The 13,481-nt window shown below is 60.9% G+C and carries 13 protein-coding genes; 11 read left to right on the top strand and 2 right to left on the bottom strand.

Annotation, left to right across the window (positions count from 1 at the left end; translation table 11 throughout):
• Positions 1 to 63: 63 nt before the first annotated feature.
• Positions 64 to 3,240 carry a ribonuclease E gene (gene rne, locus PVZ80_RS07110; RefSeq protein WP_273863595.1) on the bottom strand — a complete coding sequence of 1,059 codons (3,177 nt, stop codon included), beginning with the start codon at positions 3,238 to 3,240 and terminating at the stop codon, positions 64 to 66.
• A gap of 716 nt (positions 3,241 to 3,956) precedes the next feature.
• On the opposite strand from rne, the gene rluC reads away from it, so the two are divergent.
• The 3 genes from rluC to sppA are packed head-to-tail and all read left to right on the top strand — an operon-like array spanning position 3,957 to position 6,575.
• On the top strand, positions 3,957 to 4,913 hold the full coding sequence (rluC, locus tag PVZ80_RS07115; protein WP_007928042.1) for a 23S rRNA pseudouridine(955/2504/2580) synthase RluC: 957 nt from the start codon (positions 3,957 to 3,959) through the stop codon (positions 4,911 to 4,913).
• The gene (locus PVZ80_RS07120) at positions 4,903 to 5,565 is read left to right on the top strand and encodes an HAD-IA family hydrolase (RefSeq protein WP_124301264.1); all 663 of its coding nucleotides are present in this window, start codon (positions 4,903 to 4,905) and stop codon (positions 5,563 to 5,565) included. The genes rluC and PVZ80_RS07120 overlap by 11 nt, the downstream gene beginning before the upstream one ends.
• Positions 5,566 to 5,585: 20 nt before the next feature.
• On the top strand, positions 5,586 to 6,575 hold the full coding sequence (gene sppA / locus PVZ80_RS07125; RefSeq protein WP_009047830.1) for a signal peptide peptidase SppA: 990 nt from the start codon (positions 5,586 to 5,588) through the stop codon (positions 6,573 to 6,575).
• Between the two features lie 56 nt (positions 6,576 to 6,631).
• Here sppA and PVZ80_RS07130 read toward each other — a convergent pair whose 3' ends face one another.
• Positions 6,632 to 7,210, bottom strand: coding sequence for a Maf family protein (locus PVZ80_RS07130; protein WP_041990047.1), 579 nt, complete (start codon positions 7,208 to 7,210; stop codon positions 6,632 to 6,634).
• A gap of 105 nt (positions 7,211 to 7,315) precedes the next feature.
• On the opposite strand from PVZ80_RS07130, the gene PVZ80_RS07135 reads away from it, so the two are divergent.
• The 8 genes from PVZ80_RS07135 (at position 7,316) to pabC (ending at position 13,480) form a co-directional block, all read left to right on the top strand.
• A complete protein-coding gene (locus PVZ80_RS07135) occupies positions 7,316 to 7,843 on the top strand; it encodes a YceD family protein (protein ID WP_009047832.1) in 528 nt (175 codons plus the stop codon).
• Positions 7,844 to 7,856: 13 nt separating this feature from the next.
• The gene (gene rpmF, locus PVZ80_RS07140) at positions 7,857 to 8,039 is read left to right on the top strand and encodes a 50S ribosomal protein L32 (protein WP_003179396.1); all 183 of its coding nucleotides are present in this window, start codon (positions 7,857 to 7,859) and stop codon (positions 8,037 to 8,039) included.
• 3 nt (positions 8,040 to 8,042) lie between these two features.
• Positions 8,043 to 9,053: a phosphate acyltransferase PlsX gene (gene plsX, locus PVZ80_RS07145; RefSeq protein ID WP_080577934.1), complete on the top strand. Its 1,011-nt coding sequence runs from the start codon at positions 8,043 to 8,045 to the stop codon at positions 9,051 to 9,053.
• 126 nt (positions 9,054 to 9,179) lie between these two features.
• Positions 9,180 to 10,118, top strand: a complete 939-nt coding sequence (fabD, locus tag PVZ80_RS07150) for an ACP S-malonyltransferase (protein ID WP_009047834.1) — start codon at positions 9,180 to 9,182, stop codon at positions 10,116 to 10,118.
• A gap of 16 nt (positions 10,119 to 10,134) precedes the next feature.
• On the top strand, positions 10,135 to 10,875 hold the full coding sequence (gene fabG / locus PVZ80_RS07155; protein WP_009047835.1) for a 3-oxoacyl-ACP reductase FabG: 741 nt from the start codon (positions 10,135 to 10,137) through the stop codon (positions 10,873 to 10,875).
• Between the two features lie 197 nt (positions 10,876 to 11,072).
• The gene (acpP, locus tag PVZ80_RS07160; RefSeq protein ID WP_003175607.1) at positions 11,073 to 11,309 is read left to right on the top strand and encodes an acyl carrier protein; all 237 of its coding nucleotides are present in this window, start codon (positions 11,073 to 11,075) and stop codon (positions 11,307 to 11,309) included.
• Between the two features lie 111 nt (positions 11,310 to 11,420).
• On the top strand, positions 11,421 to 12,665 hold the full coding sequence (gene fabF / locus PVZ80_RS07165; RefSeq protein ID WP_009047836.1) for a beta-ketoacyl-ACP synthase II: 1,245 nt from the start codon (positions 11,421 to 11,423) through the stop codon (positions 12,663 to 12,665).
• Positions 12,665 to 13,480, top strand: a complete 816-nt coding sequence (gene pabC, locus PVZ80_RS07170) for an aminodeoxychorismate lyase (RefSeq protein WP_038631123.1) — start codon at positions 12,665 to 12,667, stop codon at positions 13,478 to 13,480. The genes fabF and pabC overlap by 1 nt, the downstream gene beginning before the upstream one ends.
• The last annotated feature ends 1 nt before the right edge of the window (position 13,481 follow it).

A 13,481-nucleotide genomic window follows, 5' to 3' on the forward strand; every position in this document is an offset into this window, starting at 1 on the left:
GAATCGCAGTCATAAAAAAGCCCCGCCTGGGTGACCAGGCGGGGCTTTTTATCGGGCTAGGAATCAGACGAGAGGTTTAGGCTCGTGCTCTTCTTCCAGGGCCTTTGGCTTGTGCTCTACCACTTCTTCGACGGAGCGCGGGGCTTCGTCGGCAGCAGGGGCAGGTTGCTCGATGGCCGGTTCGGCAGCAGGAGCAGCCTCGACCACCTCGGCAACCACCGGCGCAGGCTCGGCAGCCACTACGGCTTCTACCGGAGCTTCAGCGGCGGCAGCGGCAGCCAGTTCGGCTTCCTTCTGCAGGCGCTCGGCTTCGCGCTTGCGACGACGCACTTCACGTGGGTCGTTTGGTGCGCGACCAGTGCTGGTCAGGGCGCTGACCGGAGCGGCCTCGACAACCGGCGCAGCCACTTCGGCGGCAGGTGCTTCAACCGGTGCTGCTGGTGCGGCAACCACAGGCTCGGCAGCCACGATTTCTGCGACTGGCGCAGGCGCTTCGGCAACGATCGCCTCGGCGGCACGCTCGAAGGTACGAGGCGCTTCCTGGGCTGGCTCTGCCGCTGGTGCTTCTGCGACTGGCGCTTCGATCACTGGCTCGGCAACGACTGCGGGTTGTTCTGCAACAACTGCAGGTTGCGCGGTCTGTTCTTCACGCTGTTCTTCACGGGCCTGGGCGACTTCAACAGCCGGTGCTGCTGGAGTCTCTACCGCAGTGGTGGCCTCGACGACCGGTGCTTCGACGGTCGGTGCGGCTTCCTGGACGGCAGCGGTGGCACGTTCGGACTGCTCGTGAGCCTGGGCTTCGGCCGGGGCGCTGATCACGGTGCTGGCAACGGCGGCGGTTACCGCCAGGCCTGCGGCCAGATCGGCGCTGCTTGGCTCTTCGCTGTTCTCTTCCGAACCTTCGATCACATTGCCGTTGGCGTCACGCTGGCGCTCACGACGGTTGCTGCGACGACGCTGGCCACGGGAGCGGCGGCGTGGACGATCGCCTTCGGCGTTCTCCTGGCCGTCTTCCTGCAGTTGCTCTTCGTTCGGCAGCAGCTCTTCTTCAGCGACGGCAGCGGCCTGTTCGGCGCGTGGTTGACGCTCTTCACGCGGTTGACGCGGTTGACGCTCTTCGCGTGGCTGGCGAGCCGGACGCTCTTCAGCGGTAGCGGCAGGAGCAGCGTCCAGCGGTTCGCGCAGTTCGCGCACACGCTCTTCACGCTCGCCACGTGGCTTGCGGTCTTCGCGTGGTGGGCGTGGTTGACGCTCTTCCCGTGGCGGACGTGGCGCGCGCTCTTCGCGAGCGGTGGCCTGGACTTCCTCGCGAGCCTCGCGGACTTCACGTGGCTGACGCTCTTCGCGGGCTTCGCGCGGTGCGCGCTCTTCACGAGGGGCGCGTTCTTCGCGTGGCTTGCGTTCTTCGTCGCGGCGACCGTTACGGTTGCGGCTCTGCTGGCGACCGTTGCGGCGTTCTTCGTTGCGCGCAGGACGTTCGGTGGCCGGTTTTTCAACCACGACCGGAGCGGCTGGCTCTTCCTTGGTGGCGAACAGGCTGACCAGGGACTTCACCAGGCCCTTGAACAGGCTTGGCTCGGCAACGGCGGCCGGGGCGGCAACAGGAGCTGCGGCAACTTCGGTTGGAACCGGTGCGTTGGCGCGGGCTGGAGCAGTCTTGACGGCGGCTTCCTGGCGAACCAGGGTGCGGGTCGCGGCGGCTGGCTGGACTTCTTCGGCTTCGGCAGCGGCAGCGGCGATTTCGTAGCTGGACTGGTTGATGCTGGCTTCCGGGCTGTCATCGCGCAGACGCTGGACTTCGAAGTGCGGCGTTTCGAGATGGTCGTTCGGCAGAATGACGATACGAGCACGGGTGCGCAGTTCGATCTTGGTGATCGAATTGCGTTTTTCGTTGAGCAGGAAGGCCGCGACCGGAATCGGCACTTGGGCGCGAACTTCGGCGGTGCGGTCTTTCAGGGCTTCTTCTTCGATCAGGCGCAGGATCGCCAACGACAGCGATTCGACGTCGCGGATGATGCCGGTGCCGTTGCAGCGTGGGCAGACGATGCCGCTGCTTTCGCCGAGGGATGGGCGCAGGCGCTGACGGGACATCTCCAGCAGGCCGAAGCGCGAGATGCGACCGACCTGGACGCGGGCGCGGTCGGCTTCCAGGCATTCGCGGACTTTCTCTTCCACGGCGCGCTGGTTCTTGGCCGGGGTCATGTCGATGAAGTCGATGACGATCAGGCCGCCGATGTCACGCAGGCGCAGCTGGCGAGCGATTTCTTCCGCTGCTTCCAGGTTGGTCTGCAGGGCGGTTTCCTCGATGTCGCTGCCTTTGGTGGCGCGGGCCGAGTTGATGTCGATGGACACCAGGGCTTCGGTCGGATCGATGACGATGGAGCCACCGGAAGGCAGTTCGACGACGCGCTGGAAGGCGGTTTCGATCTGGCTTTCGATCTGGAAACGGTTGAACAGCGGGACGCTGTCTTCGTACAGCTTGATCTTGCTGGCGTACTGCGGCATCACCTGGCGGATGAAGGTCAGGGCTTCGTCCTGGGCTTCAACGCTGTCGATCAGCACTTCGCCGATGTCCTGGCGCAGGTAGTCGCGGATGGCGCGGATGATCACGTTGCTTTCCTGGTAGATCAGGAAAGGCGCTGCGCGGTCCAGCGAGGCTTCTTTGATGGCGGTCCAGAGTTGCAGCAGGTAGTCGAGGTCCCACTGCATTTCTTCGCTGCTGCGGCCCAGGCCGGCAGTGCGCACGATCAGACCCATGTCGGCAGGGGCTACCAGGCCGTTCAGGGCTTCGCGCAGTTCATTGCGCTCTTCGCCTTCGATGCGACGGGAGATGCCGCCGGCACGCGGGTTGTTCGGCATCAGCACCAGGTAACGACCGGCCAGGCTGATGAAGGTGGTCAGGGCTGCGCCCTTGTTGCCACGTTCTTCTTTTTCGACCTGGACGATGACTTCCTGGCCTTCGCTCAGGACGTCCTTGATATTGACGCGGCCTTCGGGGGCTTTCTTGAAGTATTCGCGGGAGATTTCTTTGAGGGGCAGGAAGCCATGGCGCTCAGAGCCGAAATCGACAAAGGCAGCCTCGAGGCTTGGTTCGATGCGAGTGATACGGCCTTTATAGATGTTGGCCTTCTTCTGCTCGCGTGCACCGGATTCGATGTCCAGGTCGTAGAGGCGTTGGCCATCTACCAGTGCAACACGCAACTCTTCGGGTTGAGTTGCGTTAATCAGCATTCTTTTCATGTAGTACCGTCGGTTTCCGGGCTGCCGGAAACGGCGTTCGGCACACACGACTTCTCACGGTCGGTGTCAGGTGCGTCAGGAGCGGTTGGCCGCTCCAGTGTCTAGCGAAATCCGGCCAGTTGGGGCGAACTCGCGACTCACGCGTCCTGCTTGCTGGGGTGACAAAAGGCACCTCTTAAGCAAAAGCTCAATCAGGAGGAGGAATCAACCGGCGACTGTGGACGAGATGAAGCGTCTTGATAAAGCCTAATGCTACACAGTCCGACGGTTGTGCATCTCCACCCTACACGTATCCCTGATAATTCGGGTGCTGCCGCGCGCAGAATCCGCAGCGGGTTGGCATTTACCGTGAGCTCCGAAAGGGGAGCTCACGCATCATGGCTAATTTAGGCGGTGTTTCCGAAGCGCTCGCTCGGGTTCGTTCGTAGCTGACTGCACTTTGTGAACTGGCCGTGAATATTTGCTCGAAAGGCGAGTGGGAACTCTGCTTTTCGGCGTGCTTCAGGCCTCATGTCACCTGCGCTTGTTACAACTGCAAAACTCCACCGTTCGTAGCGAAAGCCCCGTAGGACGGCCTCGCATCCTGGTGAATTGCGTTGGTCAGGGCCGGCTGTTGGCCGTTGGTCCGCTGTCCAGGCCGCTTTTGGCGGCGTTCGCGACTATAGCAGTAATCATTAAGTGCTTCAATTCCATAAAAAATTGTTATCATTTGCGCCATGACGACTACTGCCCCCTCGACCCCAGGCGTTCAACTGCTTGAGGTCTCGCCGGAATATGCCGGCCAACGAATCGACAATTTCCTCCTCGCTCGGCTCAAAGGCGTGCCCAAGACCTTGATTTACCGCATTTTGCGCAAAGGCGAAGTGCGAGTGAACAAGGGCCGGATCAAGCCCGAATACAAGCTGCAGGCCGGCGATATCGTGCGCGTGCCGCCGGTGCGCGTGCCTGAGCGCGACGAACCTGTGCCGGTGGCGCAGGGGCTGTTGCAGCGCCTGGAGGCTTCGATTGTCTATGAAGACAAGGCCCTGATCGTGATCAACAAGCCCGCTGGCATCGCCGTGCATGGCGGCAGCGGTCTGAATTTCGGGGTGATCGAAGCCTTTCGTCAGTTGCGCCCGGACGCCAAGGAACTGGAGCTGGTTCACCGCCTCGACCGCGATACTTCCGGTCTGCTGATGATCGCCAAGAAGCGCAGCATGCTGCGCCATCTGCATGAAGCCTTGCGCGGCGATGGTGTCGACAAGCGCTACATGGCGCTGGTGCGTGGGAACTGGGCGACCTCGATCAAGCAGGTCCGTGCGCCATTGCTCAAGAGCAACCTGCGTTCCGGCGAGCGTATGGTCGAAGTGAACGAGGAGGGCAAGGAGGCCTTGACCGTGTTCAAGGTGCTGCGCCGCTTCGGTGACTTCGCCACCATGGTCGAAGCCAAACCGGTAACCGGCCGTACTCACCAGATCCGTGTGCATACCCTGCATGCCGGGCATTGCATTGCTGGCGACAGCAAGTACGGCGACGACGATTTCACCAAGGAAATTCGTGACCTGGGCGGTAAGCGCCTGTTTCTGCATGCCTACATGCTGACCGTGCCGCTGCCCGATGGCGGCGAGCTGAAATTGCAGGCGCCGGTGGATGAAATGTGGGCCAAGACCGTGGAGCGCCTGAGTGCACCCTGATTACAAGCTGCTGATCTTTGACTGGGACGGCACCCTCGCCGACTCCATTGGTCGGATAGTCGAGGCGATGCATGTGGCCTCCGATCGCTCGGGGTTTGCCCGGTGCGACGATTTTGCGGTCAAGGGCATCATCGGCCTGGGGTTGCCGGAGGCGATCCGCACGCTGTATCCACACATCAGCGATGCCGAGCTGGTGGATTTCCGCCAGCACTATGCCGATCACTACATTGCTCTGGAGGTCGAGCCTTCTCCGTTGTTTGCCGGGGTAGTGCAGTCTCTCGAAGCTTTCCGGCGCGAGGGATATCATCTGGCGGTAGCGACCGGTAAAGCGCGTCGCGGCCTGGATCGGGTGTTGAAGGCCCATGGCTGGGAAGATTATTTCGACATCACTCGCGCTGCCGACGAAACCGCGAGCAAGCCTCATCCGCTGATGCTCGAGCAGATCCTGGCGCATTGCGAGGTGCGCCCCGAGCAAGCGTTGATGGTTGGGGATTCCTCCTTCGACCTGCTGATGGCGCGTAACGCGGGCATGGCATCGGTTGCGGTCAGTTATGGCGCGCAATCGCTGGCAGCCTTGCAGGCTTATGAGCCGCGCCTGTCTATCGATAGTTTTCCTCAATTGCATGCCTGGCTCAGCCAGCGGGGCAATTGAGCCTTTTGGGGTAAAGAAGCATGAGCGACGAATGGAAAGCGCCGAGCAAATCGGCTGCCGACAGTGCTGACGACAAGAGCTGGAAGCTGCTGGAAAAGACCCTGCTGGCCGGTGTGCAGGAGCAGCGGCGCTCACGGCGCTGGGGGATTTTCTTCAAGCTCCTGACCTTTGTTTATCTGCTTGTGGCCCTGGCGCTGTTTACGCCGTTGATGGATATGGAAAAAACCGCCACCCGCGGGGCCGGTTACACGGCATTGATCGAGGTGACGGGTGTGATCGCGGACAAGGAATCGGCGAGCGCCGACAACATCGTGACCGGCTTGCGTGCCGCTTTCGAGGATTCGAAGGTCAAGGGCATTGTGCTGCGTATCAACAGCCCTGGCGGCAGTCCGGTGCAGTCGGGTTATGTCTATGACGAAATCCGTCGCCTGCGTGGCCTGCATCCGGATATCAAGGTCTATGCGGTGATTTCCGATCTGGGGGCTTCCGGCGCCTACTACATTGCCAGTGCTGCCGATCAGATCTATGCCGACAAGGCGAGCCTGGTCGGTTCCATCGGTGTCACGGCAGCCGGTTATGGTTTCGTCGGCACCATGGAGAAGCTGGGGGTGGAGCGTCGTACCTACACCTCGGGTGAGCACAAGTCGTTCCTGGACCCGTTCCAGCCGCAGAAGCCCGAGGAAACCCAGTTCTGGCAGGGCGTGCTGGATACCACTCATCGCCAGTTCATCGCCAGCGTCAAGCAGGGGCGTGGCGAGCGTCTCAAGGACAAGGAGCATCCGGAGCTGTTCTCCGGTCTGGTCTGGTCCGGCGAGCAGGCGCTGCAGTTGGGCTTGATCGATGGTCTGGGCAGTGCCAGCTCGGTTGCCCGGGATGTGGTCGGCGAGAAGGAGTTGGTGGACTTCACCGTTCAGGAGTCGCCTTTCGATCGCTTCTCGAGAAAGCTGGGTGCCAGTGTTGCCGAGCATCTGGCCATGTGGATGGGGTTTCAGGGGCCAACGCTGCGCTGAATGCGCTGCTTTCAAAAAAAGCCGGCCTTGTGGCCGGCTTTTTTATGGGTGGTCGGTCAGGGGATTTCCACGCCTTCGGCGAGCAGCATGTCTACCAGGCGGATCAGTGGCAGGCCGATCAGGCTGCTGGCGTCGCTGCCCTCGGTGCTGCGGAACAGGCTGATGCCCAGGCCCTCGGCCTTGAAACTGCCGGCGCAGTCATAAGGCTGTTCCGCGTGCAGGTAGCGCTCGATGCGGGCGGGGTTCAAGTCGCGCATGTGCACGGTGAAGGGTACGCAGTCGACCTGGCAATGGCCGCTCTTGCTGTTGAGCAGGGCCAGGCCGGTGAGAAAGGTCACGCTGGCGCCGCTGGCAGCGAGCAACTGTTCGCGCGCCTTTTCGAAAGTGTGGGGCTTGCCGATAATGCGCTCGCCGAGCACCGCGACCTGGTCCGAGCCAATGATCAGGTGTCCTGGGTGAGTGGCGGCCAGCGCTCGGGCTTTCTCTTCGGCGAGACGCTTGACCAGCTCGGTGGCGGATTCCGCGGGACGGTGGCTTTCATCGATATCCGGTGAGCAGCAGGTGAATGGCAGGCGCAGGCGGGTGAGCAATTCGCGGCGGTAGGCCGAGCTTGAGGCAAGTAATAAAGGCAGCATGCGCATCTCCTGAGGCTGGCCGCGAATTCTAGCGGGGCTTGCAAGTGACGGACAGGGCTGAATTTCCTTTGACATGGCCGGGGGCATCCCTATAATGCTGCGCCTATGTTGAATGACCCGATTCCACCTCACGTTGACCCGCGCAAATTGGCTGACCGTGGCACCACCCTCCAAGGTGAACTGCTGCTGGCTGATTTGGAGAGACTCTGCGACCCGCTTTCCGACAATGTCGGTACGGTGCAGGCTAAATTCGTTTTCGAGCGTGACGAACGTAAAGCTGTAGTTATCCACAGCTCCATCGACGTCGAAGTCAAAATGGTTTGCCAGCGTTGTCTTGAGCTGGTCACCCTGCCGATCCATAGCGAGTGCAGTTATGCTGTGGTGAAGGAGGGTGCGAATACCCAGTCGTTGCCGAAAGGTTATGACGTGCTGGAACTGGGCGAAGATCCTTTGGATCTGCAGGCTTTGATCGAGGAGGAGCTTTTGCTCGCCTTGCCCATCGTGCCTGCTCATCATCCGGAAGAATGCCAGCAGCCGGCGGGTCTCGATGAGCCCGAACCGAGCGAGGACGAGGTAACGCGGTCCAACCCGTTCAGTGTATTGGCGCAGTTAAAGCGTGACCCAAACGTTTAGGAGTTAATCAATTATGGCTGTTCAGCAGAACAAAAAATCCCGCTCTGCCCGTGACATGCGTCGTTCGCACGACGCTCTCGAGGCTAGCACCCTGTCCGTAGAAAAGACCACTGGTGAAGTTCACCTGCGTCACCACGTATCGCCAGAAGGTGTATACCGTGGTCGTAAAGTGATCGACAAGGGCGCTGACGAGTAATCCTTGTCCGCTCAAGTCATCGCGATTGACGCAATGGGCGGGGACTTCGGTCCCCGCAGCATTGTTCAGGCCAGCCTTGCTTGCCTGTCTGCCACCCCCTCGTTGCACCTGGCCCTCGTCGGTCAACCTTTCCTTCTAGAAGAACTGATTTCCGGTCATTCGGCTGTGGATCGCGCGCGCCTGACGGTTGTGCCCGCCGCAGAAGTCATTGGCATGGATGAAAAGCCTTCCCAGGCTCTGCGTGGCAAGCCGGATTCCTCCATGCGGGTGGCGCTCGAGCTGCTGCGCGATGGCAAGGTCCAGGCCTGTGTCAGTGCCGGCAATACCGGAGCGCTGATGGCGTTGTCGCGTTATGTGCTGAAAACCCTTCCGGGCATCGATCGTCCGGCGATGGTGGCGGCCATTCCGACCCAGCGCGGTTATTGTCAGCTGCTGGATCTGGGTGCCAATGTCGATTGCAGTGCCGAGCACCTGTTCCAGTTCGCTGTCATGGGGTCGGTGGCGGCCGAGACGCTGGGGGTCGTTCGTCCGCGAGTGGCATTGCTCAACATCGGTACCGAAGACATCAAGGGCAATCAGCAGGTCAAGCTGGCGGCGAGCCTGTTGCAGAATGCCAGGGGGCTGAATTACATCGGTTTTGTCGAGGGTGACGGCTTGTATCGCGGCGAGGCGGATGTGGTGGTATGCGACGGTTTTGTCGGCAATATCCTGCTCAAGTCCAGCGAGGGGTTGGCGACCATGATTGCTGCGCGTATCGAATCGCTGTTCAAGCAAAACGCGGTTTCCCGTGTGGTCGGCGCCCTGGCGTTGCCGCTGATGCGGCGCCTGCAGGCCGATCTGGCGCCGGCGCGGCATAATGGTGCGAGCTTTCTCGGCTTGCAGGGAATAGTCGTGAAAAGCCACGGTTCGGCAGGGGTTCAAGGCTTCCAGAGTGCGATTCAACGGGCATTGATCGAGATCCAGGAAAACCTCCCGGAGCGCCTGCACGGCCGGCTCGAAGATCTGTTGCTTTAGGCGTTTGCACTCGGAAATGCTTAAATGTGACCGCTCAGTTCAATTGGCCATCCAACTCTCAGTTTCTTGCGTCCACCACGGTGCGGCGTCAATTCTCCGACGACAAGATCATTAGGGGCTTGTTACATGTCTGCATCCCTCGCATTCGTCTTTCCAGGACAGGGCTCGCAGTCCCTCGGCATGTTGGCCGAGTTGGGCGCGCAGTACCCATTGATCCTCGAAACCTTCAAAGAAGCTTCCGATGCTCTGGGCTACGATCTCTGGGCCTTGACCCAAGAGGGTCCCGAAGAGCTGCTCAATCAAACCGATAAAACCCAACCGGCCATCCTGACAGCCTCCATCGCCCTGTGGCGTCTGTGGCTGGCGGAAGGCGGTGCGCGCCCGGCATTCGTCGCCGGCCACAGCCTGGGTGAATACAGCGCACTGGTTGCCGCTGGCAGTCTGACTCTGGGCGAGGCCGTGAAGCTGGTAGAGCGTCGCGGTCAATTGATGCAGGAAGCCGTTCCTGCGGGGCAGGGTGGCATGGCGGCGATTCTCGGCCTGGAAGATGCCGATGTGCTGGCCGCTTGTGCCGAAGCCGCGCAAGGTGAAGTGGTCAGCGCGGTCAACTTCAACTCCCCGGGCCAGGTGGTGATCGCCGGTGCCAAGGCCGCTGTCGAGCGCGCCATCGAGGGTTGCAAGGCGCGTGGCGCCAAGCGCGCCATGCCATTGCCGGTCAGCGTGCCATCGCACTGCGAGCTGATGCGTCCGGCCGCCGAGCGCTTCGCCGAGTCGATTGCCGCCATCAACTGGCAGGCGCCACAGATTCCATTGGTACAGAACGTCAGCGCCGATGTGGCGCCGGATCTCGAAACCCTCAAGCGTGACCTGCTGGAACAGCTGTACAAGCCGGTGCGTTGGGTGGAGTCGGTGCAGACTCTGGCGGCCAAGGGCGCTACCCAATTGGTCGAGTGCGGTCCGGGCAAGGTCCTGGCGGGTCTCAACAAGCGCTGCGCCGAAGGCGTATCGACCTCTAACCTGAACACCCCAGATGCCTTCGCTGCCGCTCGCGCAGCGTTGGTCTGAATTAGGAGAAGCCTGCATGAGTCTGCAAGGTAAAGTTGCATTGGTTACCGGCGCCAGCCGCGGTATTGGCCAGGCCATCGCCCTTGAACTGGGTCGCCTGGGCGCGATCGTTGTGGGTACCGCAACTTCCGCTTCGGGTGCCGAGGGCATTGCTGCCACCTTGAAGGAAAACGGCATTCAAGGCACCGGCCTTGAGCTCAACGTCACCAGCGACGAGTCCGTTGCTGCCGTACTGGCCAGCATTCAGGAGCAGTTCGGCGCGCCGGCGATCCTGGTGAACAACGCCGGTATTACCCGTGACAACCTGATGATGCGCATGAAAGACGACGAGTGGTACGACGTGATCGATACCAACCTGAACAGTCTGTATCGCCTGTCCAAGGGCGTTCTGCGCGGCATGACCAAGGCTCGCTGGGGTCGAATCATCAGTATTGGTTCGGTGGTGGGTGCCATGGGCAACGCTGGCCAAGTAAACTACGCCACCGCCAAGGCCGGTCTGGAAGGTTTCAGCCGTGCTCTGGCGCGTGAGGTTGGCTCGCGGTCGATTACCGTGAACTCGGTGACCCCGGGTTTCATCGATACCGACATGACCCGCGATTTGCCTGAAGCGCAGCGTGAAGCGCTGCAAACCCAAATTCCGCTGGGTCGTCTGGGGCAGGCTCAAGAGATCGCGCAAGTGGTCGCTTTTCTTGCATCCGACGGTGCGGCATACGTGACCGGGGCTACAATCCCGGTGAACGGCGGGATGTACATGTGAGTTAAATGTGACGGATTGCTTCAAAAAAATGTCATACGAGCTGTCTAAAATCCGTTATAAAGCTGCAATCAATTTATAGGGCAGGTGGCCAAAGGGTTTGAGGAGTGAAGCTTTCAGTTGAAAAGCTGAAAAGCCTTTCTATACACTTACCCACTGGCCAGCTGCCTGAATTTGTCCATTAGGAGTGAAAACAAGGTATGAGCACCATCGAAGAGCGCGTCAAGAAAATCGTTGCTGAGCAACTGGGCGTTAAGGAAGAAGAAGTTGTTAACACCGCTTCCTTCGTTGAAGACCTGGGTGCCGACTCCCTTGACACCGTTGAGCTGGTGATGGCTCTGGAAGAGGAATTCGAGACCGAAATCCCTGACGAAGAAGCTGAAAAGATCACTACCGTTCAAGCAGCTATCGACTACGTTACCAGCCACCAGGCTTAATCGTATTTAGTCGTCTTTTGCTGTCATGGAAAAACCGCACTGCCGTCACGGCGTGCGGTTTTTTCTTTAGGCCTGATGCAAAGTGTCGTCATTAGAAAAAAGGAGAGTGCTGTGTCGCGTAGACGCGTCGTAGTCACCGGTATGGGTATGTTGTCGCCACTGGGTACGGATGTTCCGAGCAGCTGGCAGGGCATTCTGGCTGGCCGCAGTGGCATTGGTCTGATCGAACACACCGACCTTTCTGCCTATTCCACCCGTTTTGGCGGCTCGGTAAAGGGCTTCAATGTCGAGGAGTACCTGTCGGTCAAAGAGGCCCGCAAGCTCGACCTGTTCATTCAATACGGCTTGGCGGCCGGTTTTCAGGCAGTGCGTAATGCCGGCCTGGAAGTGACCGATGCCAACCGTGAGCGAATCGGCGTTGCCATGGGTTCGGGTATTGGCGGTTTGACCAATATCGAAGAAACCAGCCGCACGCTGCATGAATCCGGCCCGCGTCGAATTTCTCCGTTCTTCGTGCCTGGCTCGATCATCAATATGATTTCCGGATTCCTGTCCATCCATCTGGGTGCCCAGGGGCCGAACTACGCCATTTCCACGGCCTGTACCACGGGAACCCACTGCATTGGCATGGCGGCCCGCAACATTGCCTTTGGCGAAGCCGACGTGATGATCGCCGGTGGCGCTGAAATGGCCGCCTGCGGCCTGGGCATGGGCGGCTTTGGCGCATCCCGCGCGCTGTCGACCCGTAACGACGAGCCGACCCGTGCCAGCCGTCCTTGGGACAAAGGCCGTGATGGCTTCGTGCTGTCCGACGGTGCCGGCGCGCTGGTGCTCGAAGAACTGGAGCACGCCAAGGCCCGTGGCGCGACCATCTATGCCGAACTGATCGGTTTTGGCATGAGCGGCGACGCCTACCACATGACTTCGCCACCCGCCGATGGCGCCGGTGCGGCGCGCTGTATCGCCAATGCGCTGCGTGACGCCAAGCTGAACGTCGAGCAGGTGCAGTACATCAACGCCCACGGTACCTCGACCCCTGCCGGTGACCTGGCGGAAGCCGAGGCGATCAAGAGCGTGTTCGGCGATCACGCCTACAAACTGGCCATCAGCTCCACCAAGTCCATGACCGGCCACCTGCTGGGTGCGGCGGGCGCGATCGAGGCTATCTTCAGCGTGCTGGCGATCAACAGCCAGGCAGCGCCGCCGACCATCAACCTCGATGAGCCGGACGAAGGTTGCGACCTGGATTTCGTGCCGCACACCGCACGCAACATGGACATCGACGTGGTGTTGTCCAACTCCTTCGGGTTTGGTGGTACCAACGGCTCCCTGGTGTTCCGCCGGTTCGCCGGCTGATGGACAGCTGGGTCGACGGTCAGCCGGCTGACGTTCTGTCGCTCAAGGACCGCGGCCTGGCTTATGGCGATGGTCTGTTCGAGACCATCGCGGTGAAGGCGGGCCAGCCCTTGTTGCTGGAGCGACACCTGCTGCGCCTGGCCGAGGGCTGTTCGCGCCTGGCCATCGCTGCCGATCAAGCCTTGATCCGCAGCGAACTCACGGCCTACGCCTCGCTGCTGGGGGAGGGCGTGCTCAAGCTGATCCTCACCCGTGGCGATAGCCTGCGCGGTTATGCCGCCGACCCGCGAGCGCAGCCGCGGCGAATCCTCCAAGGCAATGCGCCAGCGGCTTACCCGGCAGAGCATGCCGAGCTGGGGATTCGACTGTTCCCTTGCACCACCCGTTTGTCCGAGCAGCCCCTGCTCGCCGGCCTCAAGCACCTCAACCGACTGGAGCAGGTTCTCGCCCGTTCTGAGTGGCAGGACAGCGAGCATGCCGAAGGCTTGATGCTCGATGTTTCCGGACGGGTGATCGAGGGGGTGTTCAGCAATCTGTTCCTGGTGCGCGACGGTGCCTTGTTCACGGCCGATTTGAGCCGTTGCGGGGTCGCCGGAGTGATGCGCGCTGAAATATTGTTTCAGGCCGCGTCGTTGGGGATCCCCACGGAAATCGCCGACATCAGTCTCGAACAGTTGCAACAGGCCGACGAAGTCTTTGTCTGCAACAGCGTTTATGGCATTTGGCCGGTGCTTGCCTGTGGCGCGCTGCGCTGGTCGGCCGGACCGCTCACCCGTAAACTGCAACGCATTGCCCGCACGCTACTGGATGCCTGAT

The organism is Pseudomonas sp. B3G-3 (assembly GCF_028640915.1).
GTDB lineage: Bacteria > Pseudomonadota > Gammaproteobacteria > Pseudomonadales > Pseudomonadaceae > Aquipseudomonas > Aquipseudomonas chlororaphis_I.

Coding starts and splice junctions, on each gene's coding strand:
- rne (WP_273863595.1), bottom strand. CDS start 3,240: ATGAAAAGAATGCTGATTAACGCAACTCAACCCGAAGAGTTGCGTGTT.
- rluC (WP_007928042.1), top strand. CDS start 3,957: ATGACGACTACTGCCCCCTCGACCCCAGGCGTTCAACTGCTTGAGGTC.
- sppA (WP_009047830.1), top strand. CDS start 5,586: ATGAGCGACGAATGGAAAGCGCCGAGCAAATCGGCTGCCGACAGTGCT.
- PVZ80_RS07130 (WP_041990047.1), bottom strand. CDS start 7,210: ATGCTGCCTTTATTACTTGCCTCAAGCTCGGCCTACCGCCGCGAATTG.
- PVZ80_RS07135 (WP_009047832.1), top strand. CDS start 7,316: ATGTTGAATGACCCGATTCCACCTCACGTTGACCCGCGCAAATTGGCT.
- rpmF (WP_003179396.1), top strand. CDS start 7,857: ATGGCTGTTCAGCAGAACAAAAAATCCCGCTCTGCCCGTGACATGCGT.
- fabD (WP_009047834.1), top strand. CDS start 9,180: ATGTCTGCATCCCTCGCATTCGTCTTTCCAGGACAGGGCTCGCAGTCC.
- fabG (WP_009047835.1), top strand. CDS start 10,135: ATGAGTCTGCAAGGTAAAGTTGCATTGGTTACCGGCGCCAGCCGCGGT.
- acpP (WP_003175607.1), top strand. CDS start 11,073: ATGAGCACCATCGAAGAGCGCGTCAAGAAAATCGTTGCTGAGCAACTG.
- pabC (WP_038631123.1), top strand. CDS start 12,665: ATGGACAGCTGGGTCGACGGTCAGCCGGCTGACGTTCTGTCGCTCAAG.